The following is a 26,403-nucleotide window of genomic DNA, read 5'->3' as shown; positions in this document are numbered from 1 at the left end:
GCGATGCTGGCGCACGCGAGGACCGTGGTGACCGCAGACTGCGTAAGAGCGGCGATGCCGATCGAAAAGGCAAGGCACGTAGCGAATGCCAGTACCGCGGTCCCCGGCTCCACGCCGGCGATCCGGGCTGGTCGGTGATCCGTCGATGTCATGCTTCTGTGATACCCACTGGGCGCCGTTACGAAACCGTGACGGGAAAATCGCCGCGTGCGCCCTTGGTTCGGGCGCCGTAGCCGTCAATACGCCTCGGTGGCGAAACCGGACGAGGTGGACATCACAAGACCGCGCCCGCATTGACAAACTTAGGTATCGCTAACTTAAGCTCTCGTCCCGTGACCTCCGCCGACACCACCCGCACGGCCGCAGTGCCGCGCCGAATCCCGATGCTGATGCTCGGGTTTGCCGCGCTGCTGCTGTGCGTTGTGTTGAGCCTGGCCCTCGGCGCCCGTTCGGTCCCGCTGGGCACCGTCGTGCAGGCACTGCTCGGCGACGGTGGCAGCCGCGACGCCATGGTGGTCACCGGCATGCGACTGCCGCGCACCCTCGTCGGTCTCGCGGTGGGCGCGGCGCTCGGGCTCGCGGGTGTCGTCGTCCAGGGCATCACCCGCAACCCGCTCGCCGCGCCGACTACCCTCGGCATCAACGCGGGCGCCGGGCTTGCCGTGGTCATCGCCATCTACGCACTGCACTTGACCCGCCCCGTCGAGTACCTGGGGTTCGCGTTCGTCGGGGCCGCCTGCGCCGCGCTGTTCACGCTGACGCTCGGGCGGCGGGCGGGGGACCTGGATCCGGTCCGCCTGGTGCTCGGCGGCACCGTCTTGCAGCTGGTCCTCGTGTCGTGGACGTCGGCGGTGCTGCTGTTCAGTGAACGCACCTTGGACGAGGCCCGCTTCTGGCTGGCCGGATCCATCGCCGAACGCGACGTCGACGTGCTCGTTCCGATGCTGCCCACGCTGCTGGTCGGCGCGGTGATCGGTCTGGCGATCGCGCCTGCCCTCAATACCCTCGCGCTCGGTGACGAAGCAGCTGAGGCACTCGGCATGCCGGTGGGCCGCATTCGGCTGGCGGGCATGGTGGCGGTGGTATTGCTCGCGGGTTCCGCGGTCGCCGTGGCCGGGCCGATCGCCTTCATCGGGCTGGCCGCGCCGCATTTGGTTCGGCTGGTGCTTGGCAACGACCATCGCCTGCTGGTGCCGGGGTGCCTGATCGCCGGGCCCGTGCTGTTGCTCAGCGCCGACATCCTCGGCAGGCTCATCGCCCGGCCCTCCGAGCTGGAGGTCGGCATCGTCACCGCATTCCTCGGTGCGCCGCTGCTCGCCGTACTCGCTCGGCGGACGGCGCGATGATCGACGACGCCCCGTTGCGGAACGGTCGAATGACAGTGCGTTCCCAGCCGTCTGAACTCGGTCCATCGGATGTCCGGGTGCGCCAGCGCAGGCGCGCGATCCTGATCGGCGCGGTGTGCGCGGCGGCGATTGCCGTGCTCTCGACCGTTGCCCTCAGCCTCGGCGAAGTGGACATGTCGGCGGCCACCGCGTTGCGCGCCGCGCTCGGCTTCGGCGATCAGGGCGAGGTGTACATCGTCCAGGAGTTCCGCGCCCCACGCTTGGCGGCTGCGCTGCTCGCGGGCGCGGGGCTGGCCACCGCGGGTGCCGTGCTGCAACGACTGTTCCGCAACCCACTGGCCTCACCCGACGTGATGGGAGTGACCGGCGGCGCGTCCTTCGGAGCGGTGCTAGTCCTCGCTCTCGGCGCGAGCCAGTCGTTCATCCCGCTGGGCGCACTCGGCGGTGGGATGCTCGCCGCCGTGCTGCTCGGCGTGCTCGGCTGGCGTTCCGGACTGCCGGTCACCCGCCTGGTGCTGGTCGGATTGGCCGTGCAGGCCGGGTTGGCCGCCGCGGTGAATCTGATGGTGGTGCGTTTCCCGCGGGAACTCGCCGGGTCGGCCGTGCAATGGACCACCGGCTCGCTCTACGGGCGCACGTGGCCGGAGATCCAGGGCGCGGCGGTGGCGTGCCTGCTGGTGCTGACGCTGCTGTATCTGCAATATCGGACGCTGGCGGTGCTCGATCTCGGGGACGAGTCGGCGGGCACCCTCGGGGTCCGCGTCTCCTACTCCCGCCTTGCGCTGCTGGTGTCCACCATCGCGCTCGCCGCCCTGGCCGCCGCCCTCACCGGGCCGATCGCCTTTGTGGCGCTGGCGGTTCCGCATCTCGTCCGGCGGCTGGTCGGCCCGCCCACCGCCGTCACGCTCGCCGTCACCGGCCTCGCCGGTGCGACGCTGCTGCTCGTCTGCGACTTGATCGTGCAGCACGCGCTGCCGATCGAGGGGTTGCCCGTCGGTGTCGTCACCGCCACCGTCGGCGCCCCGTGGTTGCTCATTCTGATGCTCCGCGAGAGCTCGCCCGTCGCCAGGAGGACCGCATGAGTGACAAGCGCGAAGCAGCCCGCGCGCAACGACCGGACGAACCGGACCGCGCGAGTGACGGCGTCGCTGGTAGCCCGCAGCGCAACGAATTGGCCGCGCAGGCAATCGATCTGCGTTACGGAGACCGAGTCGTGATCGATGGGCTCGACCTCGTGCTGCCCGGCAATTCGGTGACCGCCATCGTCGGTCCGAATGCCTGCGGCAAGTCCACCCTGCTGCGCGGCCTCACTCGGCTGCTGCGTCCGTCCGGCGGCACGGTCACCCTCGACGGCGCCGATATCCACCGAATGTCGGCCCGGACGTTGGCCTTACGGATGGGCCTGCTGCCACAGCAGCCGATCACGCCGGAGGCCATCACGGTCGAGGCGCTGGTACGGCTGGGCCGCTATCCGCATCAGCGGTTGCTGCGGCCCTGGTCGGCCACCGACCAGTCGGCCGTCGAGGATGCGTTGCGCCGCACCGGCACCACCGAACTGCGCGACCAGCAGGTCGATCGACTCTCCGGCGGTCAACGGCAACGCGCCTGGATCGCGTTGGCGCTGGCACAGGACACCGATCTGCTGCTGCTCGACGAGCCGACGACGTTCCTCGACCTGCGCCACCAACTCGACGTCCTCGACCTGGTCGCCGACCTGCACGCCGAAGCGGGCCGCACGGTCGTGATGGTGCTGCACGACCTCGGCCAGGCCGCCCGCTACGCCGACCACCTGGTGGTGCTGCACGACGGGCGGCTCGCCGCCGCCGGGCCACCCGCCGAGGTGCTCGACGCCGAGTTGGTCCGCACCGTCTTCGGTGTCGACTGCCTGGTGATGCCCGACCCGGAAACCGGTACCCCGCTGGTGATTCCGCGCAGCCGGACTGCCCGATTGACCGCCGCTCGCGCCTGAGCGGCCATCCACTGCGTCGCCTCGCTCGAGCTGATGCACCACTCCAAGAGATGAGGGACTGAACATGTCCACACGTCGATTCCGCGCCCGCGGGTTCGGTCGAATCGGTATCGCGACCTTTGTCGCGGCAGTGGGTCTGTCCGGCCTCACCGCCTGCGGAAACAACACCACCAGCACGGATTCCGCGGTGTCCGCGGCAGATTCGGCCAGCTTCCCGCGCACCCTCGACACCCTGATGGGGCAGGTGACCATCCCGCACGTGCCCAAGCGGGTGGTGGTGCTCGACACCGCCGAGTTGGACTCGGTCACCCTGCTCGGCATCAAGCCGGTCGGCGCGGTCATCCCGCACACCAAGACCAAGGGCGGGTTCCCGGAGTATCTGGCAGACAAGGTCGGCGGAGTGACCGATGTCGGTCCGCTGCTCGAGCCGAACCTCGAACGGATCGCCTCGCTGAAGCCCGACCTGATCCTGTCCTCCAAGGTCCGGCACGAGAAGATCTACAGCAAGCTCAGCGGCATCGCGCCGACCGTGTTCACCGAAACCACCGGTGGCCCTTGGAAAGAGAACCTCGCGGTGCACGGCAAGGCGCTCGGCCTCGACCAGCAGGCCGCGGACGCGCTGAAGAGCTACGAGGGCCGCGCTCGCGCGCTCGGCGACGCCATCAAGGCGAAGAACAACGGCGTGCTGCCCACCGTCTCGGTCGTCCGGTTCCTCGCCGGGCCGACCCGGCTGTACCAGAGCAACTCCTTCAGCGGTGTGGTGCTGGCCGATATCGGCCTGCCGCGCCCCGCTTCGCAGATCTCCACGGATCCGAAGAAGATCATGAAGGAGGTCAGCCCCGAGCAGATCGATCAGGCTGACGCGGACCTCATCTTCGTCGCCACCATCGATGATCCGGGCAAGACCGAGAAGGGTCCGGTGACCACCAGCCCCGTCTGGCGGGATCTCCGCGCGGTGAAAAACGGCAAGGCCATCGAGGTCCCCGATGAGACCTGGATGTCCGGCATCGGCATTCAGGCCGCCGATCAAATGCTCACCGACGTCGCCAAGGCCACCGGCGTCAACTAGCCACGAGCGGGACATCAAGCTCAGTGATGTCCCGCTCGAGGGGGGTTTCACGGGTGGCCCGGGAGAGCGGGCAGGCGAGCCAGGTCGAGGTGGTAGCGGGCGTACGTTTCGAAGGTGGCGATGCGGGCGAAACCTACGCGCTGAAGTACGGCGACGCTCTTGTGGTTGCCGTGGGTTACTCCGGCGAAGAGGTCGGTCGCAATGTGGGTGGATCGTGCGTGTCCGGCGGCAGCGTGCACCGCGAGGGTGGCGATACCGCGGCCGCAGGCGCTGTGGGCAAGTAGGTAGCCGAGTCCGAACTTCGGCGGGTCGTGCGGAACCAATTCGACACTGCCGACGAGGAGGTCGTTTTCGTAGATGCCGAAATTATGCCGCGGGTCGAGCTCGGCGAAGGCCGCTGCGTGGACGTCGGCGGGGGCCGCGACCGCGTCGACATAGTCGCCGTGTCTCGTGAGATGCTCGGCACTGGAACGGAGGAGATCCGCGTAGGCGGACCCGTCGCCGGGTAGGAGGGATCTCAGCTCCAGCCCTGAGCGGATCGTGGCAACCTGCACCACCGGCATGGTGGTGTAGACGGCGCAGCGGGGCAACCCATTTTCCGATGGAGGGCCGCGCCTGCGTTCAGATCGGCAGGCCGTGCCCGAGCCGGGTCACCGCGGTGACGATCGCCATCGATTGGATCGTGACCAGGCGGTGCACCGGAATGGGTCGGCCCGGCGCGTTGGTTTCGATGTCGGCGCACCATCTTTCGAAGATCGCGCCGAATCGGGCGCGCTCCGCGGCAACGGCGGCCGACCCGTCCCGGCCGGTTTCGTCGAGTAGTCGCAGCAGCATGCCGCCGGCGCGCAGCCGGGCCACCCCGACCCACACGTACTCTTCGATGAAGATCTCGCCGCGGCTCGCTTGCCGGGTCTCGGTGACGGATCGTTTGGCCGTTGCGTTCCCGCGCAGGGCTCGCACCATGTCGGTCAGTGCTCGCTCGAACGGACTGGACCCGTTCAGCCGGTCGGCGATTCGGCCGAGCGAGCCGCAGACGATGTCGGCGATCTCCTCGTAAGAGCGTGCGGTGCAACCCAACACGCCGGCCAGCGGACGCCCGCTCGGCGCGTGGTCGGTGACGCGCGGATCCACCCACAGCGGCAATTCACACACCAGCAGGGCGGTCCCGTAGGCGGCCGCGTAGTCACGAATTCCGCCGCCGTACATCATCGCCAACGGTTCGACGCCTTCGGCGGCCAATGTCTCGGCTATCCGCTGGAACAACGGCAGTTCGAAGACACCCGGCGCCCAGGTGCGCGCGCCGGGCACGTCGGGTTCGCCGTTATAGGTCGGCACACCCGCCGCGGCGAGCTGGTCGGTGAGCCCAGTCCAATATTCGCGATCGCCGCCGGTGGTGTAGAAGAACCCGCCGCCGAAATCGGCATTGTGCAGCGACACGATCAGTGCGGGCCGCGTCCGATCGATCAAGCGCATCAGCGCCAGCGTTTCGGGCATCGGCGCGCCGACGTGGGTGCCACGCCAACTGGTCGGGAAGCACCACTCCGGTTGCTCGGCGGCGGGTGGCCGGTAGAAACCGCGCGCCACGCCCGTTCTGGTCCGTTCCCCGGCGAACCAGCCTTCGTTGAGCCGGGTCCCGTCGGGATCCAGGCACAGCACGAAGTGCCACGTGGCTCCGAGGGTCTGCGCGTCGTCCCGGGTCAGCCTGCCGAGCAGGTGCCGAATCGTCGCCATCCCGATCGGTTCGTTCGGATGTGGATTCCCGACCACCAGCACCTGCCGGACACCGGACCCCACCCGTACATCCCGAATCGGGTCGCCGCCGCGAGATCTACCGATCTCGGTGACCGTCACCCGATCCGGCACTGCGTGGACCAACTTGTCGACAAATCCGCTCAGTTCGTCCACCGTCGGAAACGCGTCGATCCGCTCGACCAACCCGACAATATTGCTCACATCATCCACCGCCGCGACCTTCATCCTCCCGCCCGTATCAATAGTGAGCGCGCCAGGCGGTGCGCGGGCCAGATTGCCCTCAGCAGAAGGGATTCCGTAGCATCGACAACCCGTCTAACGTCCGATGACAGAATCAATCACCGGTGCGGGACGGCCTACTTGGGCAGGGAGAACGACGGCGGTGCGTCGGCGTCGGCGGTGCCGAACAGCGGGTCGGGTTCCGCGCCCATGGTGAAGTCGAGGCGACGACCGGAGCTGACGAAGGATTCGGGTAGCCAGGCCTTCGTGGTGTTCTCGCCGTCGACCCGCAATCCGCGAATGTAGGGGGCGTCCTCGGTGGCTTCGGGGGCGTTGATAATGATCTCTTCACTCGAGGAGCGGCGGATCACCGCCTTCGTGAAGGCCGGTCCATGGACGAATAGTTCCGCACGGCCCGGTATCACCGGATAGACGCCGAGCGAGGCCCAGACATACCAGGCCGACATGGTGCCGAGGTCGTCGTTACCCGCCAAGCCGTTCGGACTCGGACCGAACAATTCGGTGCGCGCCCGGCGGACGACGTCCTGGGTCCGGTCCGGCCGCCCGGCCCACGCGTACAACCACGGCGTTTGCAGGGACGGCTCGTTGCCGAGGTAGGCGTACGGCGCGTGCGGGCCCGCGTTCAACTGGGTGAAGAAGGTATCCAGCCGCGCGGCCGCCCTTTCGTTGCCGCCCATCAGTTGGAAGAGCGTGCGTACGTCGTGGAAGGCCATCCAATGATATTGCGCGCCATTGCCTTCCACATATCCGTCGGTGCCGGCCGGGTCGAACAGCAGGCCGAAGAAGCCCTCGGCGGAGCGGGGTTGCAGCCAGCCGGTGAGCGGGTTGAACAGATGTCGCCACCCCTGTGCGCGGCGCAGGAATTTGTCGTGGGTCGCGCGGTCGGTCAACCGGTCGGCCAGCTGGGCTATGCCGAAGTCGGCGATGGTGTATTCGAGGGTGTCGGACACCTGGCCGGGCACCCAGCCGAGCCGCTGATATTGGTCGTTGCCCGGTCTTTCGGTGTACCCGGACTTCTCGCCGACGCGCTCGGCGCCCGCGACCATCGAGGCCAACGCCCCCTGCGCATCGAAGTCGCGGGCCCCGAAGGCGTACGTGCTGGCGATGATCGAGTGGTACGGGTCGCCGTTCATCACCCCGGTGATGGTGTTCTGGTGCGACCAGCGGTCCCACACGTCGCCGAGGACGTGCGCGTTGTCGTACATCGATTGGGCGATGTCGGCGGCGACGTCGGGTGCCAGCCAGGCGAGCAACTGCGTGTGGCTGCGGTAGATGTCCCAGCCGGAGAAGGTGGCGTAGTAGTGGTGGCCGGGGCGAACCCGGTGTACCTCCCCGTCGAATCCGGTGTAGCTGCCGTCGACATCATCGAAGATGTAGGGCTGCAGGAACACGTGGTAGAGCGCGGAATAGAAGGTACGCAACCGATCCGGATCGCCGCCGGCCACCTGGATCTGATCGAGCCTGCGTCGCCAGGCCTCGCGCGCGTCCACGCGGACGGTGTCGAAATCCTTCTCGGCGATTTCGGCGGCGAGATTGCCGCGGGCGCCGTCGATGCTGACGTAGGACAGGCCGGTGCGCATCTGCACCGGCTGATCGGAGTCGAACTGCAGGAAGACGCCGGTCCCGTGGCCGTTGCTCGCGATCTCGCCGGAGTTCGTGCGCCGGGTCGGCGCCGCGCCGCGGGTGGTGGTCGTGCCCGGCTTGATGACGTTGTCCTGCCAGCTGCCGGACGCGGTGATCGGGCGGTCGAAGGTGGCATGGAAGTAGACCCGGTACCGGCTGCGCGCGCCACAGAATCCGCCCGTGTGCGCCCAGCCGGACACGGTGTTGCCGTCGATGGTGACCTCGGCGTCGTCGACGCCGTTGACCGAGCCGGTGACGTCGAGCAGCAGCGTGCCCGGCTTGCCCGGCGGGAAGGTGAAGCGGGCGATTCCGGCCCGGGTCGAGGCGGTCAGTTCGGTTTCCACGCCGCTGTCGGTGGTGACCCGGTAGTAGCCGGGGCTGGCCTGCTCGTTCGCGTGATCGAAGGTCTGAACGTAACCGGCGCCGTCGACGGCCGGTGAGCGGCCGATCGTCCCGGAGATCGGGAGGACCGGAAAGTCTTGTGCGCCGGTACATCCGGGGCCGGAGATGTGCGTCATCGAGAACCCGTACAGCCGGTTGTCCTCGTACTTGTAGCCGCCACCGGCGGTGCGCACCGTGTCCGGGCTCCACTGCATCATCCCGAATGGCGTGACCGCGCCGGGAAATGTCATTCCCGCGCCGCCGCCGTGCCCGAAATCGGGGCCACCGTCCTGCGTTCCGATAAAGGGATTCACGTGCCTACTGGAATCGGCCACCGTCTCGGCCTGCGCGACAACGGGAATCAAGGGAAGCAACAGGGGAACAACGATGCCGACAAGACGGCGACGCGACATACCTCTCCTCGGCGAGCGTCCGACAATGTTGCCCTGTGCTTGCCCATCCTGGCATCTCGCGCGTCCGCCGCAGCCGCCGACACGCCGCTGATCTGCGCTTTTCCCGCTCACCGTCGGCACGGCGGCCGAACCGGTTGGTGGTTTCCGGCTGCCCTCGCGTTGGCCACGAAGGGGAGGACGGTGTTTCGAGACCGCGAGGCCGGTTATGCAGGAGCAGTACAAGATCGGCTGCGTGCGCGCGGACGACTCGACCGGCCACGCTGAGAGGAATCGGATATGGGAGCGGGCGAGCTGCTGGCGTTGGCTTCGGCCGCATTCTTCGGCACGACGCATTTCCTGAGCGCGCTGCTCGCTCGTCGCGCCGACGCCACGGCGGTGGCGTTGTACGCGCAACTCGGTGGCAGTGTGCTGATCTTGGCGGTCGCACCATTGGTCCCCGCATCGTCGGTCACCGTGTCCGCGCTCGCGTGGGGTGCGTTGTCCGGGATCGGAACGGGGCTCGGCGTCACCTTCCTGTACCGCGGGGTCAGCCGCGGACGGTTGAGCGTGGTGGTCCCGTTGAGCGACGTGGGTGCCCTGATGCTGCCGGTGCTGGTCGGTGTGCTGTTGCTGGGGGAACGGCCGTCGTCGCTGAGCTGGGCGGGCATTGTCGTTGCCATGCCCGCGCTGTGGCTGGTCTCTCGGTCGGCGGGCGAGGGGGACGGCGAGGGGAGCGTCAGCGGAGGCAGCGTCGACGGGCTGATCGCGGGGGCCGGGTTCGCTTTGCAATTCATCGCACTGGCCAGGGTCGACTCGGCTGCCGGGCTCTGGCCGCTGGTCGCCAGCCGGTTCGCCTCGGTGATCGCGATCGTGCCGCTCGCGGTGGGCGCGCACGCGGCGCTGCACATGCGTCCTCGGGTGTTGCTCGGTGCGCTCGGTACCGGAGCGCTCGGCACCATCGCCATCGCGCTGTACACCTGGGCCACCTGGCAACAGCTGCTTGCCATTGCCGTGGTGCTGGCGGCGCTCTATCCGGTCATTCCGGTCGTGCTCGGGCTCACCGTGTTGCGCGAACGGGTCAGTCGCGCGCAGGTACTCGGGCTTGTTCTCGCCGCAGCCGCTATCGCGGGCATCGCACTCGCTTGACGAACGGGGGTGAAAGCCAGTGCGGCACTGTTATGTTGCGCCTTGGGCCCGTGTTTTCCGATCAGTAGTTGAGCGTGATTTGGTTGTCGCGCAAAATATTCCGGAGGTCGGCGAGTTCGAGGATTTCGTGGATCCAGGTGGGGGTGGCGAGCGGGTGCGCTACCACCGCCCGGACGGCCGCCGTCGCGACCACGGCCGTCGCCAGCGACTGGCCACGGCCCGCCGCCCAGCGCATGGAACCGTCCGCCGAGCGGGCGAGTGCGACCCATTTATCGCTGCCGGGCAGGTGTTTCGGCACGAGCGGACGGAGCACGGGCGCACGGGTGAGCAGACCGAGCCCGGCGGTGGCGAGGCGGGAGTCCAGTCTCAGATAGCTGCGTACCGGGACACCGAATTCGCGGGTGAGGCGGTGCTGGTCGGCGAAGTCGGCACGCAGGGCGCGGGCAGGCCGGTAGCCGGACTCTTTCGGAACCTCGAAGCGGACCGGCCCGGTGAAGTTGCGGACGGTGGTGCCGTCGGGGTCAGGGAAGCGTTGTCCGAGTAGGTGATACGTCCAGGCTGTCGCGGCGGGGCCGTGGTGCTCACCGGATCCGAGGCCGATCATGATGTCGACCGGGCCGTGGTTCCCGGACAAGGCGTCCACGGCGAGCAGGGTGGTCAGGCCAGGTGCCAACCCGACGCCGAGCAGCACCGGACCAGCGATCTTCTCCAGTCCCTGAACGTATTCGGTGGTTGCCGAGATATCGAGGAACGGAATCCCACGGCTCGCGCAGACCTGGGCGAGTCGAAGGTCCTCACCGCCCGCGCAATTGACCACGACGGCCGCGTCGTTCAACGCGGCCTCGTAACCGTTCACATCGGAGAAGTCGAGTACCACGTCCGCTCGCGTGCTGTCCCGTCCGGCGGCCCGCGCCACCATCCCGTCCGCCCGCAGTAGTCGCACCAAGTGCGCGCCGACCGCTCCATAGCCGCCCAGGACCAACACGTTCATGCTCTTTCGGGTCATGCCACGATACTACTTCACTAGAGCGGAGCTCTAGCGAAAAACGATGCAAGGCGGGCAGCATCGCCTCCCGCAGCCGGAGGACCCGGGGCTTTGGTCCCGAAACCGAGTGCCACTCGGCCCCTTGATGCCGTCGTGCAGCGAGCTGATGCTGGAAATGTGCTGGTCGGGACGAGAGAACAAGGCCGAGGCGGACAGTGGTTTCCGTGCGCGGCGATTCGGGAATAGCAAGCTGCGGCAAGGCTTCTCGGTAGCGGTGATCGCTTCCGCCGATGCTGTTCCGACCTCACGCGACATGGGAAATTGTGTGAGGAGGCCGGATGGGAACCGCATTCGCAGCGGGCAGCAAAACGACGACACGGCAATCGCGCACCGGTGGTGACAGTTACGACAATATCGAGCCCTGGTTCGACAAGCTGGCTTCGCTACCGCACGACGATCCGCATCGAGCAGAGGTGCGGGACGAGATCATTCATATGTGCTTGCCGTTGGCCGAGCATATCGCGTGCCGATATGCCGGGCGCGGCGAAGAATTCGACGATCTGCTGCAAGTCGCGCGAGTGGGACTGTTGCGCGCGATCAACCGATACGACGTCTCCCGCGGCTCGCCGTTCCTTTCCTTCGCGGTGCCGACCATCATGGGCGAGGTGCGCAGGCATTTCCGGGACTACACCTGGGGTGTGCGGGTGCCACGGCGGGACAAGGAGTTGCATCTCGAACTCGGGCCCGCCATCGAATCGTTTGCCCAGCGCACCGGCCGGACACCAACGGCCGAGGAAATCGCCGAGGCGCTGCGGGTGTGTCCGGACGATGTCGATCGGGCACTGATGGCAGGCAACGCCTACAACTCCGACTCGATCTACGCGGCCGCCGAGGACGACACCGGAAATGGGGCGGTGCCACTGCTCGAAACCCTAGGGGCCGTCGACCCGTCCTACTGTCAGGTGGAGGACACCCTCACCGCGCGGCCGCTGCTCGCCGACTTACCCGACGAGCAGACCCGCGTCCTCGTCATGCGATTCTTCGAATGGAAGACCCAATCCGAGATCGCGGAAATCCTCGGTGTCTCGCAGATGCAGGTCTCCAGAATTCTGTCGACGACCCTACTGGGATTGCGCGAGCAGGCGCTCGCCGACTGAGCTCGGCGCACGCGAAGAAGGCCCCGCTCTGTTGAATCGGGGCCTTCCGCGTTCATTCAGAGGAGCCAGGGATTGGCGGCGCAGACTTCGGTGGGGTGTGCGACCGGGTCGAGTGCGCGCAGGGCGATGGAGACCGCGCGGGGGGAGTAGAGCATCGAATTGTGATCGGAGATGTCCTGCGAGCAACCGTCTTGCAGGAGGACGTCGTCGACGGTCGCGTCGGGGCCTGCCGTCAGGTAGGTGCGGGTGAATGGGCTGGACACCTCGTCGTAGCGGTCGGCGACAATGGTGTAGTCGATGCCGGGCATCGTGTCACCGCCCTCGTTCAGCCTGGTCAGCACCGGCGATCCGATGAGCTGCTGAATACCCGCGTGGCCGATCAGCGCCTCGGTGGGCGTCGAAAGGTCCAGTCCCATCGTGTTCTTGAAGACGCCGAGCAGGCTGCCGAGACCGCTGAGCGTGGTGCCGTGATTGGTGGCGCCGTAGGTGATGAGCTTCTTCACCTTGTTCGCCGCGGGATCGTTCGCGTCCGCGCCGCCCTCGAACTTCAGGTACTGGCGTGCCACTACGCCACCCTGCGAGTGTCCGATCATGTCGACCTGGCCGGTGCCGGTGGCGGCGAGCACCCGATCGACGAAGGCGGCGAGCTGCTTCGCCGAATCCTCGATGTAGCCGGTGGCGCCGATCGTGGGTTGGTTCAGTCCGGCGCCTGCGACGTTGGCACGTCCGTAGTTGAACGTGAAAACGCAATAGCCCGCCTTGGCGAGCTGCGGCGACATGTAGGAGTAGGCACCGAAGGCACTGGCCCAGGTGCCGTGCACCAGCACAACCGGGCGCGGGTGGGCGTCGTCGGGCTTGCACGCCCAGTTGTTGGCGCCCTGCGGAGCCACGTCCGGATTGACGAGTCCGTAGGCGAAGGCCGCGGCCTCGTCGGTCAGCACCGGGCCGTACCCGACGGTGTCGGCGGAGTGCGTTTCCGAGACCGGCCCCGGATCCCCAATGGCCACCGCGGCATTCAGCCCTGATCCGACAATCGCGGCTGCCATGATCGCCACGGCGATGCGCGGCGAACGGAGGATGCTTCTCATTTGCTGGTTCCTAGGAGGAGGGGTGCATCGCACAGGTGTATGGGAGGTGACTGCCGTTATCGACAGAAACTGGTCGTACGACCAGTTGAGGGAAGAGTAAAGGCAATTCGCCAGAAATTTGCCGTGACTACTTTCACGCCCGTGACGCTGCTGTCGGCGGTGCGGAGTGCGCGGCCGGTCGGCGACCGGATCGCCTTGTCACGGCGGTGATTTCCTCACCCATAGTTCACGCAACGTTTCAGCTGTTCAGCAGTGTCGAATGCGCGTTGTTGCGGGGCACGTGCGAGGGCGTGAACGGGCGGTTGGACCGTCGGCACAAATTTGCCATCGGGTCGTTTGTGCCTGCGTATCAGCAGGTCATGAGGATGGGTGCGGCCAAGACGCAGGGTATTCACACGGTTGTATCGGCACGGTTGTGCCGAGGCGCCGGAAGCTGCGCGGGCCATCGTTCGTGCGCCGGAGTCGGCGCGGTAGTCAACTGGCGCGGTGGTGGATCGGGCGTACACCGGCGAGGGCGCGCAGCGCGTCGGCGCGGGAGATGGGCTGATCGTCGGCGAGGGCGGCGAGTTCGATAGCGAGCCAGTCGCGGATGAGTTCGCTCATGGTGATGCCCCGGGCTCGAGCTTCGGCCTTGATCGCCTGGTCCATGTCGAGGGGTATGCGCAGGGACCGCACCACCATGATGTCCTCGCCGGGCGTCAACGGGGGCGGCACGTCGGCTTCGGGCACCGGTGCGTCGTCGAAGACGAGGCTGTCCATCAATTCGTCCACGCCCCGGGGTGTGGACGGAAAGTTGTTGTCGCCCATCACTGGTTCTCCTGTTCCCACTTTTCGAACTCGGCCACCTGCTCCGGGCTCATCGTTCGGGCGGCGACGATCTGCCATTGCCAGGGCTCGGCCTGACGCAGGCCGACGATCAGCGGTCGACCCGCCGCCGTCCGCCCCCAGATCGTCAGCATCTCCATGCCCGCGGTACCGCGCCCACGCCGTGGCCACCGTCGCTGCTTGGTCAGCACCTGCATCACCTCGTTCGGAGAGATCCCGATGAGCATGTCCAGCGCCCAATCAGGCCACTCGAAACCCACAACTCCACATAATACGCGCGTATTACGCCAGATGGCGGTAGGGCCGGTGACTGGCCAGGCGCGCGATCAGAACGAGTACAACGGGACGATTGTGCACGGCGGTGTCACCGGGTGTCTCGCGTCGAGGGCGTTGCCGATCATCGCGACCGCGGTCGGTGAGTACGGTTGGGCGAAGTGCTGTGACAGGTCGGTCGGGCAGACGTCATTGATGTAGTGGGTGCTGGCGTTGCGAGCGCCGTCCGGTACCCGCATACCGCCGAAAAGCCCGAGCTCGTCGGCGGCGTCGGTGATTTGGATGTAGCGGAGAGTGGGTTGCAGCACTTGGGCCTTGCCCACCGACCATGGGTCGAGCAACCCGAGGCCGAGGGGCGGCACTGCGCCGTTGTAGAGGATGGCGTCGTAGAGCGGCTTCGGAATCGTCGAGCGGCCGATGGCGGTGAGGTCGAGCGGCGGGCCGGTGAGGGTGTACGGCGAGGAAAGCAGGACCACCTGATCGGCCTTGTGTACACCGCCGAGTTCATTGAGGTAGTAGCGGGTCACCACGCCGCCCTGGGAATGCGCGACGAAGTCGACCTGCGAGGTTCCGGTCGCATCGAGAACCTGGTCCACGAACCGGTCGACCTCGGTCGCCGACATCGGGATCGGGTCCATGCCATTGAGCCCTGGCGCGACGTTGTACATCGTGCGCCCGTAGTCGAGGGTGAACACGCAGTACCCCTGGTTGTGCAGGTAGGGAGCGATCGCGGTCCAGTTCACCGCGTCCGAAAGGAATGTGGAGCCGACGAGGATGATCGGCTTTGGATGTTCCGGCGTGGGCTTGCACCCGAAGTCGTTTGCGCCGGGAACCGGCCCATCCCAATCGGTTTGGGCGATCCGGACCATCTCACTGTTGCCATACCGGACGGGTAGCTGATCGGCGTGCGCCTGCGGCGCGGTGGCCAGCGCGAATGCGGCGGCAACCGCGGTCAGTAAGCGTGCGTGTCTCATGGTCGATCCACAACTTCCCCCGTGAACGATGCTCGAACCGGAGCCTAACATAAACATTGTTCATGTTTGGCTGATTCGTGACAGGATGACGAAGTGCCGACCGAACGCCGACTTCGCCGACGCGAGCCCGTTCAGGAACGCAGCCGGCAGCGGGTCGAGCGCATCCTCGCCGCCGCGCTGGAGCTGCTGACTGAGGGTGGCATGGCCGCGGTCAACACCCGTGCGGTAGCGGCGCGCGCGGGCGTCTCAGTTGCCACGCTGTACCAGTTCTTCACCAACAGAGAGGCGTTGCTCGAAGAGTTGGCCCTGCGCAGCACCGACCGGTTGGACGACGAAATGCCGGACCGGTTGGCGGCGGTTACCGCCGACACGATCGCCGCCGCGGTCGACCAGATCGTCGAACTGCATCGAATCCACTACCGCGCACATCCGGAACTGGTAGCGCTGTACTACGCCCGCCGGGCGCGCGGCGAATTCGCCGACGCGCGTGATCATCGAAAGCGGTTCGCGGACATGGTCCGTCGGATGCTCATCGACTGCGGGCTATTGCCGGACGATCTCGATCCGCTGGTCACCGAATTGGCGATGGAACTCGGCGACCGGATCATAGAGGTCGCTTACCGGTCAATGCCCGGTGGCGACAGCGCGGTAATCGCCGAAGGCAAACTGGCCATCGCGCGCTACCTCGAAGCACACGCCCGGTAGGTCCCGTCAGGCGGATCGGCACAGGGTTGATCCGCGGGCACATGCGTGTCGGAAATCGAGCTGCGTCCTGCTTGCCCGCGCTGGTAGAAGTTGACGCGTGGTTTATGTCGACATTCCGCTGACCGAGGACATCCGAGCCGCTGTTGCGGCCGAATGGGGATTCAAGGGCGACGGCGTGCGGTTGCACGGCGGGGAGGAGTCGGCGGCCTACCGGGTCGGTGAGGTGGTGGTGCGGATCGGTGCACTCGACCGGGACCCCGCCGAGGTCGAGTGGTGCAATGGTGTCGCCGTTGCGGCCGCTCGCGCGGTGCCGGAGGCCGTGGCACCGCTGCCGCGTGCGGATGGTTCGACGGTCGAGATGGTCGCGGGGCGCCCGATCACGGTGTGGCCGTTGATCGAAGGACAGTGGGTCAGTAGCGAGGATCCAGTGCAGTTCGGCGAGGCGGCAAGGCTGCTGGCGCGCGTGCACCGCGCGCTGGCCGATTACCGTCCGCCGTCGCGACCCGCGCGGTCGTTCCTGGAGATCGGGCTCGATGGCGAGCCGTCGGCGGAGCTGCCGGATCCCGAGTTGGACCGCTGGTTGGCCGAGTTCACCCGGACGGCCCGCCCGCAGCCACTGCACGGCGACTACTACGAAGGCAACCTGCTCGCTCACCACGGGCACGTCACGGCCGTACTCGACTGGGACGAGGCCCTGATCGGCCCGCCGGAGGTCGAACTGGCCTCGGCCGCCTTGGAATTCGCGGATGAGCTGGGATATGACCTCGGCCACGCGCGAACGTTCGTGGACGCCTACCACGCCGAGGGTGGCACAGCGGAACCCCTGGACGACCTCGCGCTCGCGCAGCTGATGCGACACCGATTGCGCCGGGAGGCAGTGTATTTCGGTATCGCGGTCGCTCGCGGCGTGGTGCACGACGAGGACGACCTCGAATACCACCGCGATCGGCTGGCGGCATTCCACCGGCTCAGGCCCTGAATCGGACCGGCGCGAGGCGGCCGCGCCCTCCGCTCCGTGGACCGGTCGGGCGAGGTAGCATTCGGCGAAAACGTAGAGGAGTCAGTACGATTCGCACGCTGATAACAGCTTTCAGGACTGCACGGTGTGCCGTGCTCGCCGCCGTCGCCGCGCTCGTCCTCACCGCCTGCTCCTCGCTGTTGACCGACTACCGCGCCGAAGCCGAAAGGCTCGAGAAGGAAATCTCGGCTATGCCGGGGGTGCAGAGTGTCGATGTGGCCTACGTCAGCGACTTCTTTCTCGGGGACCACTACTTCCGACTCGGCGCACACCTGCCCGACGCGACCGAGCCGCAGATCAGTGACGTCATCAACCGCATCAAGGAGCTCCTTCGCAATTTCGGCGGCTTAAGAGACCGAAGCATCGAATTGGTCGTCGGCGACAGAGCGAGGGTCGGCACCACCAAGTATTTCGAGGTCGCCCCTTTCCTCGATGCGATCCGAAACGTCCGCCAGTACACGGCATCAGTGCCCGATGGGGGGATCTTCTGGGATGTGCGCCCCACACCGGCGATCTCCGTCTCGGATGGGAAGACCAGCACGGCCGAACCGCTCGCTGCGATCCGAGCGATGATCGGCGCCACAACGGCCGCTCATGTCTCGATCGAGACGACCGAGCATGGACAGTGGAGCGTCGACCTACCGTTATCCGCCGAACGGGAGGCAGAGCTTCGCCGCCAGCTGTCCGAAATCCCCTTGGCCACCATGATGGTCGTTATCGAAGACAGCTACGTCAGCGAGCTGTCGGTGCGCAACAGGGTGCCGTCGACCTTCGACCCCGACCTCGCCTACGACCAACTCGCCGACACCGTAAAGAAATTGGGCCCGACCACCGACCACCCCCTGCGCCTGAGGTGGACATGGCTCTTCTTCTACACCGACGGAAAAGCCAACGAAGGCTTCGTCCACGCCGCTGGCTGCGACTATTCCATTCCCACCGTCTTCGACGACGCCCTCAGCGGACCGGCCCTCACCGTCCAGCGCAGGATGCGCGACGAGTTCGACACCTGCCAATAGGACCGCTAACGACGCAGCTTCAGTTGCGTCGGTCGATGTGCCGTCGGCGGAACATCGGGACGGGTTTGCCAGGGACGCGGCCCATCGACCGGGCGGTATTCGACGCCGAGCGCGTCGAGACGGGGGAGATGGTGGTCGCGCAGCCGCGGTAGGAACTCCGCGAAGTCCCGATTCGCCGGGCTCCAAGCGACTTCGGCGATAGCGCACAGCCGGGGAAAGGCGGCATAGTCCACCCGCCGCACCGAATCCAGATGCTCACTCCACAACTGCGCTTGGACACCGAGGACGCGTGGTTCGTCCGACTCGGGCTCGTAGCGGTACATGTCTTCGAGCGTCCGCAGATAGCCGACCGGGATCGGCTCATCGGGGTGATCCGACTGCCGATGGTCCAGGTAGACATGTTCTTCCGGGCACAACACGACATCGTGACCCGCCAGCGCCGCCCGAGCGGCCGCCGCTTGGTCGCGCCATGCGCCGATCACCATCGGCGGTAGCGCTCCGGCGTCGAGCACCTCGTCCCAGCCGAACGCCCGTCGGCCGCGCTCGGCCAGGTACGCCGCCAGCTCGGCGACCAGACGGCCGTGCGCCGGAGTCGCGCCGGGCACCTCGTCACCACCGATACCGATGACCGGCGAGGGAAACACCGTCAACACGTGATCGAAGACGCGGCGGAAGAAGTCCGTCGTATAAGCCGTCGGCTCCAGCAACGCGGTGCTGACACCCCAGGAAGTCCATACCTCCCAAGGCGTTTCGGGTTCCGGTCCGAGCTCGGGATACGCGGCGATCACCGCGCGAGCATGGCCGGGGACATCGATCTCCGGCACCACGGTGATCGACCGCTCGGCCGCGTACGCGACGATCTCACGCAGGTCGTCGGTGGTGTAGAAACCACCGTGCGGGCGACCGTCGCGTTCCGGACCGTCGTGCCGTCCGACCATCGATTCCCTTCGCCACGACGCGATTTCGGTCAGTCTAGGGAAGTCCGGGACGTCGATCCGCCAACCTTGGTCGTCGGTCAGATGCAGGTGCAGCACATTGAGTTTGTGCACCGACAGCAGATCGATGAATCGGAGGACCTCAGCCTTGGTGCGAAAGTTCCGCGCCACGTCGAGCAGGCAACCGCGCCAACGGAATCTGGGGTGATCCGTCACCACACCGCACGGCACAGTGTGCTCGCTCGTACCGATGGGTGCGGCACGGAAGGCGTCCGGCCCGGCGAGTTGGCGCAGTGTCTGCTGCGCGTGGGTCCGGCCCGCGAGATCCGCGGCGGTGAGCGTAATGCCGGTCGGCGCGATCTCCAGCCGATAGCCCTCGGGCGGCAGGCCGGGATCGGTGCGGACGTCGAGTTCGGCGGGCCAGGAACAAACACCGGGCAGCGGGGTCACCGAGACCGGACGGGGGAGCAGCGTGTCGAAACCCGGCATATCAGCCCTTCACCGCCCCGCCGAGCCCGGAGACCAGTTTCCGCTGTACCAGCACGAACAGCACCAGGGCCGGAATGGTCATCAATGTCGAGGCCGCCATGACCGCGCCCCAATCGGTGTCCTCCGGCTTGAAGAACACCAGGATCGCCTGCGGCAGTGTCTGATTCTCGGTTTTGGAGATGATGAACGTTTTGGCGAACAGGAAGTCGTTCCACGCGTGGATGAACGACAGCACGCTGACCGACACCAGCCCGGGCGCCACCAGCGGGAGCAGGATCTGCCACGCGAACCGAAGACGGCTCGCACCATCGAGTTTCGCCGCTTCTTCGAGCTCGATCGGCACCGCTGCGACGAACCCGCGCAGCAACCAGATGGCCAGCGGCAGGCTGAACACCAGATCCACCAGCATGATCGAGCCGAGTTCGTTCAGACCGAGCGCCGGGACGGTGCCGCCGATCGAGCGCATCAGGAAGAACAGCGGAATCGTCAGCGCCTCAACGGGAACCATCTGGGCAACCAGGATCATTACCAGCAGCACCGTCCGGCCACGGAACCGGAACCGGGTCAGCGCCACTGCGGACAGGAACGACAACACCAGCGAAAGCAGCACCACCACAACGGCAATCAGCAAGCTATTGAGGAAGAACCGGCCGAAACCGTTCATCGAGAGCACCCGGGTGAAGCTGTCCAGGCTCGGCGTCAGGGTCCACGGTTTCGGACCCGCCGATTGGATCTCGCCCGGCGGTTTGAGCGCCGAGAGCACCATCCAGTACAGCGGGAAGGCGACGAACCCCGCGATCACCACCGTAATCATCTCGGCGACAAGCCGACCGGGCTTGCGTGGGGTGCGGCGCAACGGTTTCACTGCCACGGCGTGCTCCTGCGCTGGGACCGGACATAGAGCCCGGTGATCGACAACAGCAACAGTGTCATCAGCACTCCGATCGCTGAGCCGAGCCCGTATTCCTGCCCGGCGAAGGCCTTTTGATAGGCGTAGACATTCAGCACCAGGTTGCGCCCGGCGACACCGCCGCCATTGGTCATGACGTAGATCTGGGTGAACACTTTGAAGTCCCAGATGATCGATTGAATTGTGGCGATCAGCAGCAGCGGCCGCAGCATCGGCAGGATCACCGAGCGCGCCGCCCGCCACGCCGAAGCGCCGTCCAGTGCCGCGGCCTCCAGCACTTCCTCCGGTATCGCTTTGATGCCCGCGTACATGGTCACCATGACGAACGGGAACGAACACCAGATCACCTCGGCGGCAACCAGTCCGAACGCGCTGAGGGTCCCGAAGGTCCACGAATGGCCGTCCATCGAACGGAACCCGAGACCGGAGAGCGCTTCATTGACGACACCGAAGTCGGCGTCGAACAGGAAGAGCCAGACGTAGGAACCCGCCATCGCGGGAGTCGCCCACGCCCCGAGCGCCGCGAGGAACAGCAGCATTCGCGGCACCGCGCGGACCCGAGTGGCGAGCACGGCCAGCGCCGTGCCGACCACCAGCCCGCCGACCACGCAGACCGCGCCGAACCCGAAGGTGTTGGCGAGCACGATCCAGAACTGGCTGTCGGCGAGGAGTTCGCGATAGTTGCCGAAGCCGATGAATTCCAATGGCGCGGCGCCCGTCGCCTGCGCCTGGCCGTAGTCGTAGAACGAGATCAGCACGATCTGGTAGATCGGATAGACCAGTACGGCGGCGAGCAGGATCCCCGCCGGGGCGAGGTATAGCCAGGCGGCAACCGTATCCCGGCGGATGCGCCGCGGTTTCGGTGTTATACGCGGTGCCGGGATGGTGACCGGCCGTTCCTGAATTGCCATGTGCGCCTACCTGAATGCCTTGTTCATCGCGGCGGCTGCCGCGGCGAGCGCCGCCGATGGTTGCTTGGCCCCGGTGGCGATCTGCTGCACCGCGGTCGGCAGCACGTTCTGGCTGTCGATCTTCGACCACGCCGGTGTGCTGGGTACGAACTTCGTCCCGGCCCTGAGCGTTTCGACGAACGGCGCGAGGAACGGGTCGTTCGCCGCGAGCTTCTGCTGCACACCGGACAGCGTCGGCAGGTTCCCCATCGCCAGGTACATTTTTTCCTGATACTTCGCGCTACCGAGTAATTCCACGAAGTCCATCGCGAGACCCCGCCGCATACTCGCGCGGAAGACTCCGAGCAGATTTCCGCCCGCGAATGCCGGTGCGATCGAACCTGTTTCGGTACCCGGCAGGGGCATCACCGCGTATTTGTCCTTGACCGCACCCTGATCCATCGCCTTGCGGCTGAAGTCGCCGCCGATGGTCATCGCGGCCTTGCCGCCCGCGAACGCTTGCACGCTCTGGGTGCCGGTGAAGTCGGCGCACTGTGCGGCCGGACAGATATCGTCGTGGATCAGCTCGGCGTATCGGATGATCCCTTCCGTCGCCCGATCCGAGTTCACCGTGGAGTTCCACATCGTGCCGTCGTATTCGGCGATCTCGCCGCCGTGCGCCCAGAGGAACGGCAACATGGCGTAGGTGTACTTGCCGCCGACCGAAATGCCGTACAGGTCAGGCCGTTTCGCGCGGATGCGGCGGGCGGTGTCGGTCAGTTCGGCCAGCGTGGCCGGTGGCCGCAAGCCCAGTTCGGCGAAGACGTCGGTGCGGTAGTACAGCGCGCGCATACCGGTGTACCAGGGCAATCCATAGATCTTGCCGCCGGATTTCGCGGTTTCCAGGACCGAAGGGTCGATGTCCTTACCCTCCGGCCAGGACGCGAGATCGTCGCCGAGATCGGCGAACGCGCCGGTGACGGCGTAGCCGGCCAAGTCGGTATTGCCGAATTCGGCGAGGTCCGGTGCGCTGGCCGGATCGTTGAAGGCGCCCGCGAACTTCTCCGCGCGGCCGGCGACGGGCACCCATTGCACGTCCACTTCGACATTCGGCCGAGTCGCCCGGAACTCCGCGATCGCCTCGTTGACCACGGTTTCCTTCGGCGCGCGGTTCGCTTCGTCGAAAAGCCAGACCCGTACGGTGCCGGTCCGCTCATCACCGCCGGACCCGGCCGGTCCGGATTGCACCGGTGCGCACCCGGCGAGCAGGAACAGTGCGGCTCCGAAGGTGAGTGCGCGTCGCACGGACCCGCCAACGGCTCTCGGCCGGAATTCACGATGCAGCATCAAGGTCCTTCGGGGTCCCGCCCATAGCATGTTGCGTATTGTGCAACGTGTATTGCGTTGCGTGCCACAATGTTTAGCATCAAGGCGGGCCACATTCAATAGGCAGATGTGATCCGCATCGCAGCGGGCGGTGGACGGAGAGTTACCCTCGAAGCAAGGAGGCCTCGGTGCGAACCTTCCGCTTGGCCTCGCCGAGCGAGCAGGAATGCGAGGGCCACCCACTGCTGACCGTGATCGGCGCACCGTTCAACTCCGCCGGGACAACCGGCGGGGTGGCGAAGGCGCCAGCTGGACTGCGCGCAGCCGGCCTCCTCGACGCGCTTCGCGCCCACCGTGGCGACGTACGCGATATCGGCGACGTCGATGTCGGCACGCCCAGTCCATCGCGCGACCCGGAGAGCGGGCTACTGGCGCAGGAATCCCTCACCGCGACAACCACATCCGTCCGCTCTGCGGTCGCGGCGAGCATCGAGGCGGGGGAGTTCCCCCTGGTGCTCGGTGGTGACTGCCCCGTGCTGTTGGGTGCCTTGCGCGGCGCCCAAGACGTGCTCGATGACGTCGCGCTGGTCTTCGTGGACGGGCACGAGGACGCCTGGCCGCCGAAGCGAAGCACCACCGGCGAAGCGGCGGACTGTGAACTCGGCCTCGCGCTGGCCGGTACCGACGCTCGGCTTCCTCCTGAGCTGGCCGATCAACTGCCCGCCCTCGACCCGACCCGGGTCGTCGCCCTTGGCCCACGCGACGCGGCCGAGTTGCAGGCGGACGGAGTGCCTTCGCTCGCCTCGACCATCGCCCTGCTCACCGACCGCGATCTGCACGAAAAAGCTGCCGTACCAACGGAAATCGCCGTAGGCCGGTTCCGTCGCCGAGGCTCTGCCTGGTGGCTGCATGTCGACCTGGACGTGCTGTCGACCGCCGCGATGCCTGCCGTGGACTATCCGCAACCGGGCGGTCTCGACTGGTCGGACCTCACGGCCATAACCGACGCCGCCATCCAACCCGGTTGTGTCGGAATGACATTGACCATCTACAACCCCGATCTCGACAGCGACCGGCGCCATGCTCACCGCATCGTCGACTATCTCGCGGAATCCCTGTCCGGCACTCCGGAGTCCGCTGATAGGTGAGTCACGGGTTCGATGGCGGAAGGTCGTCCATTTCGAGATCGAAGCGGACCCCCGAGTCCAGCATGGCGGTAGCGGACAGTCCGAATGTCTTGCGGAAGGTATCGCTGAAGTGCGACGGGGAGGCGAAGCCCGCATCCACCGCGCAGCGGGACAGATCGTGGCCCGCCGCGATGCCATGAACCACCTGCCGTAGGCGTGCCCACTGCTGGTAGCGGCGGAAGGTGGTGCCGGTGCTCCGCCCGAACAGGCGCAGGAAATGCGAGGCCGACAGTCCCAGTCGAGCGGCGGTCTCCTCGGCGTGGAACACCCGGACGGGGTCCCGCCGGATCGCCGCGGCCAGCTGGATGATCCGCGGGTCCACGCTTTCCGGTGCGGGGACTCCGGCACGCCGCAGTAGGGCTCCTGGATCGCAGTTGTTGTCGCACGCGGCAATGAGTTCGCGCTCGTGCTGGTGCTCGAAACCGAAGGGGCCGGTGAAGGAGCGCATCGCCGCGGCAACGGGGGCGATCGGCGTCCCGGCCGGGTCGATGAAGAGCAACATGATCCGCCCCTCCGATGCGAGCATCGAGTGCACGGCCCGTGCGGGAGCGAACGCGCTGCCTGTTGTCGTCGGCCCGTGCCCGGGCGCCCGGAAGACGAGCGGCGCGTCCAAGCCGACACCGAGGACAGCGACCGAGGTGGCGTGCGCGGCGACGGTCAGGTCCGGACCGATATAACAGACATGGCTTGGGCGGACGAACATTACCGGTCGTCGATCACCGCACGTTTTCGGAAGCGGCGCAACCGTCATGACTGAGAGGCTAGCCAAGGGACGTGGCTGCGTCGAGACATGGTGGGGGACAGAGGAGAACACGGTGCCAAGATCCGGAACTCGCACTCTCGACACTACTGTGGTCTGCGCCGGGGACAGTATCACCTCTGGTCAGTACAGTGCGGACTACATCGCGATGTTGCGGGCACGTAACGAGGGACGTCTGATGACATTTATCCGCGCAGGCGTCAACGGCGACCATTCCTACAGCCTGTTGGCCCGCCTCGACGCCATCATCGAGCAGCAACCGGATATCGCGACCGTGCTGATCGGCAGTAACGACGCCTGGTGCAGTCTGAGTGAAGACAACGCTTTGGCGTCGATGCGCCGCAGGAAGCTGCCGACCATGCCGACGATCGGCGATTATCGGGAGAACCTGTCCGCCATCACCCAGCGGCTGCTGGAGGAGACCAACGCCCGGATCGCCCTGCTGTCCTTGCCGGTGCTCGGCCAGGAATTGGACTCCCTGCCCGCGCGGACGACGCGCTTGTTCAGCCGGGTGGTCAAGGAAACCGCCGCCGCATACGGTGTCGCGTATCTGCCGCTGTACGAGCGGCAGATCGAGCATCTGCGATCGGTCAGGTCGCGTCAATGTATTCCATATCGCGACGACTCGGCTTTCCGTGCGCGCGTCTTCGCGCGGCACCGCTTGCTGATGGGGCGGTCCCTCGACGACATCGCCAGGCTGCACGGGCTGGAGCTGACGACCGACTTCGTCCACCAGAACAGCAGGGGTGCAGCGATGATCGCCGATCTGATCGGTGATTTCATCGACGCTCGCTGAGCCCGGCTGTGCCACAGGAATTATGGGCAATGGCAGATACTGGTCCTGCGGAAAAACGCCAGTCATGCGGGTAAACTATGATGTGCTCCGTTCAGCGGACTATACATACCGAGGAGGAGGTCCGTGGGGGATGGCGACGGCCGGGCCGCTCTGCGCAGTGAAATAGCCGCGTTCTATGCGGGCTTCGGTCAACCCGACGCCCTGCTGGCCGCATTTCGGGAGGCTGCCCTGCTGGTGCCGGTGACCGATGACGAGCGCGTGTATGTTTCGCAATTCGGTGGCATCGACTGGTTGTGCGCCTTCACCAGCATCGAGGAGTACGCCCGATACATGATGGCTCGTGGTTATCTGGCCGACGGCGGCATCGACGCCGACCGGGAGTATCGATATCATTCATTGTCCGGGTGGCGCCTGCTCGCTTACGCCGAAACACGCGATCAGCCGACCGGCGTCACTGTCGACGTCGTGGGGTCGGCGCCGATGGCATTTCCGCCCGATGTGACCGAGTAACAACAGAATCGGGAGGCCGGTCATGACACAGCAGGTGAAGGTGGACCCTGCGGTGCTGGTACAAGCCGCGAAGGGGATCGAGTCGACCATCGGTGAGCTGTCGAATATGGGCATCGGTGAAACGGGCAACATGGGGCGCGGTTTCTCGTTGTTGACCTTGTCGACAATGGAGGCAGGCAAGCACACGGTGCAGAAGACCTTCGAGGAGTTCACCGAGCGCTGGTCGTGGGGTGTGCGCGCACTCGTGCAGGCGGGCAACTCGATCGCGCGAACCCTCGGCCTCGCGGCAGGTCGCTATCACGAGATGGACTCCAAGGCCGAGGGCACCTTGAAGAAGATGTGGACGCACCTGGCCGGTAACCCACACCTGTCCGACGAACAGATCACCTCGCGGTCGTGGGGAGATACCTTCTCCGACAACGCCTTCAACCACATACGCAACGCGGACTACAGTGCGGAGTCGTTCCAGAAGGCGGGGCAGACGATGCAAACGAACATGAAGGTGATCGAGGCGGTCGGCCCACAGGCGTTGGCGAATGTCAGCCCGTTGAGTGGCCTCGCCACCGGCGAGACGCCCGGCTGGAACACCGGTGCCTCGAAGACGGCCGCCGACATCATGAAGGAGTCAGGGGGGCAATAGC

Annotated in this window: 26 protein-coding genes; 13 read left to right on the top strand and 13 right to left on the bottom strand. The window is 66.5% G+C overall.

Going from position 1 to position 26,403, the window contains the following annotated elements; genetic code table 11:
• Positions 1–332: 332 nt before the first annotated feature.
• From KV110_RS25230 to KV110_RS25215, 4 genes are all read left to right on the top strand, one after another.
• Positions 333–1,346, top strand: coding sequence for a FecCD family ABC transporter permease (locus KV110_RS25230; protein ID WP_246633958.1), 1,014 nt, complete (start codon positions 333–335; stop codon positions 1,344–1,346).
• Positions 1,347–1,375: 29 nt separating this feature from the next.
• Entirely contained in the window at positions 1,376–2,428 is a 1,053-nt protein-coding gene (locus KV110_RS25225; RefSeq protein ID WP_218469758.1) for a FecCD family ABC transporter permease, read from the top strand.
• On the top strand, positions 2,425–3,315 hold the full coding sequence (locus tag KV110_RS25220; protein ID WP_218469757.1) for an ABC transporter ATP-binding protein: 891 nt from the start codon (positions 2,425–2,427) through the stop codon (positions 3,313–3,315). The genes KV110_RS25225 and KV110_RS25220 overlap by 4 nt, the downstream gene beginning before the upstream one ends.
• Positions 3,316–3,379: 64 nt before the next feature.
• Positions 3,380–4,384 carry an ABC transporter substrate-binding protein gene (locus KV110_RS25215; RefSeq protein ID WP_218469756.1) on the top strand — a complete coding sequence of 335 codons (1,005 nt, stop codon included), beginning with the start codon at positions 3,380–3,382 and terminating at the stop codon, positions 4,382–4,384.
• A gap of 47 nt (positions 4,385–4,431) precedes the next feature.
• Here KV110_RS25215 and KV110_RS25210 read toward each other — a convergent pair whose 3' ends face one another.
• From KV110_RS25210 to KV110_RS25200, 3 genes are all read right to left on the bottom strand, one after another.
• Positions 4,432–4,938: a GNAT family N-acetyltransferase gene (locus KV110_RS25210; RefSeq protein WP_218469755.1), complete on the bottom strand. Its 507-nt coding sequence runs from the start codon at positions 4,936–4,938 to the stop codon at positions 4,432–4,434.
• Between the two features lie 67 nt (positions 4,939–5,005).
• Positions 5,006–6,337, bottom strand: coding sequence for a M14 family zinc carboxypeptidase (locus tag KV110_RS25205; protein WP_218469754.1), 1,332 nt, complete (start codon positions 6,335–6,337; stop codon positions 5,006–5,008).
• A 155-nt stretch (positions 6,338–6,492) separates the two neighbouring features.
• Complete coding sequence (locus tag KV110_RS25200) at positions 6,493–8,793, bottom strand: GH92 family glycosyl hydrolase (protein WP_218469753.1); 2,301 nt, start codon at positions 8,791–8,793, stop codon at positions 6,493–6,495.
• A 276-nt stretch (positions 8,794–9,069) separates the two neighbouring features.
• On the opposite strand from KV110_RS25200, the gene KV110_RS25195 reads away from it, so the two are divergent.
• Positions 9,070–9,918, top strand: a complete 849-nt coding sequence (locus KV110_RS25195) for an EamA family transporter (protein WP_218469752.1) — start codon at positions 9,070–9,072, stop codon at positions 9,916–9,918.
• Between the two features lie 61 nt (positions 9,919–9,979).
• Here the strand turns inward: KV110_RS25195 and KV110_RS25190 are convergent, their stop codons facing one another.
• Positions 9,980–10,924 (bottom strand): saccharopine dehydrogenase family protein, encoded by a 945-nt coding sequence (locus KV110_RS25190; protein WP_246633957.1) that lies wholly within the window; start codon positions 10,922–10,924, stop codon positions 9,980–9,982.
• Positions 10,925–11,241: 317 nt separating this feature from the next.
• Between KV110_RS25190 and KV110_RS25185 the strand changes: the two genes are divergently transcribed.
• Positions 11,242–12,060 carry an RNA polymerase sigma factor SigF gene (locus tag KV110_RS25185; protein ID WP_218469751.1) on the top strand — a complete coding sequence of 273 codons (819 nt, stop codon included), beginning with the start codon at positions 11,242–11,244 and terminating at the stop codon, positions 12,058–12,060.
• A gap of 56 nt (positions 12,061–12,116) precedes the next feature.
• Here KV110_RS25185 and KV110_RS25180 read toward each other — a convergent pair whose 3' ends face one another.
• From KV110_RS25180 to KV110_RS25165, 4 genes are all read right to left on the bottom strand, one after another.
• Positions 12,117–13,148, bottom strand: coding sequence for an esterase/lipase family protein (locus tag KV110_RS25180; RefSeq protein ID WP_218469750.1), 1,032 nt, complete (start codon positions 13,146–13,148; stop codon positions 12,117–12,119).
• A 474-nt stretch (positions 13,149–13,622) separates the two neighbouring features.
• Positions 13,623–13,955 (bottom strand): ribbon-helix-helix protein, CopG family, encoded by a 333-nt coding sequence (locus tag KV110_RS25175; protein ID WP_218469749.1) that lies wholly within the window; start codon positions 13,953–13,955, stop codon positions 13,623–13,625.
• Complete coding sequence (locus KV110_RS25170) at positions 13,955–14,233, bottom strand: hypothetical protein (RefSeq protein WP_218469748.1); 279 nt, start codon at positions 14,231–14,233, stop codon at positions 13,955–13,957. Before KV110_RS25170 ends, KV110_RS25175 begins: the two co-directional genes overlap by 1 nt.
• A 66-nt stretch (positions 14,234–14,299) precedes the next feature.
• Entirely contained in the window at positions 14,300–15,220 is a 921-nt protein-coding gene (locus tag KV110_RS25165) for an esterase/lipase family protein (protein WP_218469747.1), read from the bottom strand.
• A 93-nt stretch (positions 15,221–15,313) separates the two neighbouring features.
• On the opposite strand from KV110_RS25165, the gene KV110_RS25160 reads away from it, so the two are divergent.
• The 3 genes from KV110_RS25160 (at position 15,314) to KV110_RS25150 (ending at position 17,959) form a co-directional block, all read left to right on the top strand.
• Positions 15,314–15,925, top strand: a complete 612-nt coding sequence (locus tag KV110_RS25160) for a TetR/AcrR family transcriptional regulator (RefSeq protein ID WP_218469746.1) — start codon at positions 15,314–15,316, stop codon at positions 15,923–15,925.
• A gap of 97 nt (positions 15,926–16,022) precedes the next feature.
• Positions 16,023–16,904, top strand: coding sequence for a phosphotransferase enzyme family protein (locus tag KV110_RS25155; RefSeq protein WP_218469745.1), 882 nt, complete (start codon positions 16,023–16,025; stop codon positions 16,902–16,904).
• Between the two features lie 131 nt (positions 16,905–17,035).
• Positions 17,036–17,959 (top strand): elongation factor 1-beta/delta, encoded by a 924-nt coding sequence (locus KV110_RS25150; RefSeq protein ID WP_218469744.1) that lies wholly within the window; start codon positions 17,036–17,038, stop codon positions 17,957–17,959.
• A 5-nt stretch (positions 17,960–17,964) separates the two neighbouring features.
• Here the strand turns inward: KV110_RS25150 and KV110_RS25145 are convergent, their stop codons facing one another.
• The 4 genes from KV110_RS25145 to KV110_RS25130 are packed head-to-tail and all read right to left on the bottom strand — an operon-like array spanning position 17,965 to position 22,488.
• Positions 17,965–19,383 (bottom strand): beta-N-acetylhexosaminidase, encoded by a 1,419-nt coding sequence (locus KV110_RS25145; RefSeq protein ID WP_218469743.1) that lies wholly within the window; start codon positions 19,381–19,383, stop codon positions 17,965–17,967.
• A gap of 1 nt (position 19,384) precedes the next feature.
• Positions 19,385–20,254: a carbohydrate ABC transporter permease gene (locus KV110_RS25140; RefSeq protein WP_246633956.1), complete on the bottom strand. Its 870-nt coding sequence runs from the start codon at positions 20,252–20,254 to the stop codon at positions 19,385–19,387.
• On the bottom strand, positions 20,245–21,204 hold the full coding sequence (locus KV110_RS25135; protein WP_218469742.1) for a carbohydrate ABC transporter permease: 960 nt from the start codon (positions 21,202–21,204) through the stop codon (positions 20,245–20,247). Before KV110_RS25135 ends, KV110_RS25140 begins: the two co-directional genes overlap by 10 nt.
• A gap of 6 nt (positions 21,205–21,210) precedes the next feature.
• Positions 21,211–22,488 (bottom strand): extracellular solute-binding protein, encoded by a 1,278-nt coding sequence (locus KV110_RS25130; protein ID WP_246633955.1) that lies wholly within the window; start codon positions 22,486–22,488, stop codon positions 21,211–21,213.
• Positions 22,489–22,697: 209 nt separating this feature from the next.
• On the opposite strand from KV110_RS25130, the gene KV110_RS25125 reads away from it, so the two are divergent.
• The gene (locus KV110_RS25125; protein ID WP_218469740.1) at positions 22,698–23,657 is read left to right on the top strand and encodes an arginase family protein; all 960 of its coding nucleotides are present in this window, start codon (positions 22,698–22,700) and stop codon (positions 23,655–23,657) included.
• A gap of 1 nt (position 23,658) precedes the next feature.
• Here the strand turns inward: KV110_RS25125 and KV110_RS25120 are convergent, their stop codons facing one another.
• The gene (locus KV110_RS25120) at positions 23,659–24,447 is read right to left on the bottom strand and encodes an AraC family transcriptional regulator (protein ID WP_218469739.1); all 789 of its coding nucleotides are present in this window, start codon (positions 24,445–24,447) and stop codon (positions 23,659–23,661) included.
• Between KV110_RS25120 and KV110_RS25115 the strand changes: the two genes are divergently transcribed.
• The 3 genes from KV110_RS25115 (at position 24,446) to KV110_RS25105 (ending at position 26,402) form a co-directional block, all read left to right on the top strand.
• Entirely contained in the window at positions 24,446–25,252 is an 807-nt protein-coding gene (locus KV110_RS25115; RefSeq protein WP_281427683.1) for an SGNH/GDSL hydrolase family protein, read from the top strand. The two genes, KV110_RS25120 and KV110_RS25115, sit on opposite strands and share 2 nt — an antisense overlap.
• 123 nt (positions 25,253–25,375) lie before the next feature.
• Positions 25,376–25,762: an SseB family protein gene (locus tag KV110_RS25110; protein WP_218469737.1), complete on the top strand. Its 387-nt coding sequence runs from the start codon at positions 25,376–25,378 to the stop codon at positions 25,760–25,762.
• A 22-nt stretch (positions 25,763–25,784) separates the two neighbouring features.
• A complete protein-coding gene (locus tag KV110_RS25105; RefSeq protein ID WP_218469736.1) occupies positions 25,785–26,402 on the top strand; it encodes a type VII secretion target in 618 nt (205 codons plus the stop codon).
• Position 26,403: the final 1 nt, after the last annotated feature.

This window comes from Nocardia iowensis (genome assembly GCF_019222765.1).
Classification (GTDB): Bacteria; Actinomycetota; Actinomycetes; order Mycobacteriales; family Mycobacteriaceae; genus Nocardia; species Nocardia iowensis.
Note: the sequence above shows the minus strand (reverse complement) of the source record. Positions and strands in the feature narration are given on the sequence as shown.

Bases quoted from the DNA above. Each gene is read 5' to 3' on its own strand.
- KV110_RS25220 (WP_218469757.1), top strand. From the start codon at position 2,425: ATGAGTGACAAGCGCGAAGCAGCCCGCGCGCAACGACCGGACGAACCG.
- KV110_RS25200 (WP_218469753.1), bottom strand. From the start codon at position 8,793: ATGTCGCGTCGCCGTCTTGTCGGCATCGTTGTTCCCCTGTTGCTTCCC.
- KV110_RS25180 (WP_218469750.1), bottom strand. From the start codon at position 13,148: ATGAGAAGCATCCTCCGTTCGCCGCGCATCGCCGTGGCGATCATGGCA.
- KV110_RS25105 (WP_218469736.1), top strand. From the start codon at position 25,785: ATGACACAGCAGGTGAAGGTGGACCCTGCGGTGCTGGTACAAGCCGCG.
- KV110_RS25215 (WP_218469756.1), top strand. From the start codon at position 3,380: ATGTCCACACGTCGATTCCGCGCCCGCGGGTTCGGTCGAATCGGTATC.
- KV110_RS25195 (WP_218469752.1), top strand. From the start codon at position 9,070: ATGGGAGCGGGCGAGCTGCTGGCGTTGGCTTCGGCCGCATTCTTCGGC.
- KV110_RS25120 (WP_218469739.1), bottom strand. From the start codon at position 24,447: ATGACGGTTGCGCCGCTTCCGAAAACGTGCGGTGATCGACGACCGGTA.
- KV110_RS25175 (WP_218469749.1), bottom strand. From the start codon at position 13,955: ATGGGCGACAACAACTTTCCGTCCACACCCCGGGGCGTGGACGAATTG.
- KV110_RS25135 (WP_218469742.1), bottom strand. From the start codon at position 21,204: ATGGCAATTCAGGAACGGCCGGTCACCATCCCGGCACCGCGTATAACA.
- KV110_RS25165 (WP_218469747.1), bottom strand. From the start codon at position 15,220: ATGAGACACGCACGCTTACTGACCGCGGTTGCCGCCGCATTCGCGCTG.
- KV110_RS25225 (WP_218469758.1), top strand. From the start codon at position 1,376: ATGACAGTGCGTTCCCAGCCGTCTGAACTCGGTCCATCGGATGTCCGG.
- KV110_RS25145 (WP_218469743.1), bottom strand. From the start codon at position 19,383: ATGCCGGGTTTCGACACGCTGCTCCCCCGTCCGGTCTCGGTGACCCCG.
- KV110_RS25190 (WP_246633957.1), bottom strand. From the start codon at position 10,924: ATGACCCGAAAGAGCATGAACGTGTTGGTCCTGGGCGGCTATGGAGCG.
- KV110_RS25185 (WP_218469751.1), top strand. From the start codon at position 11,242: ATGGGAACCGCATTCGCAGCGGGCAGCAAAACGACGACACGGCAATCG.
- KV110_RS25115 (WP_281427683.1), top strand. From the start codon at position 24,446: ATGACTGAGAGGCTAGCCAAGGGACGTGGCTGCGTCGAGACATGGTGG.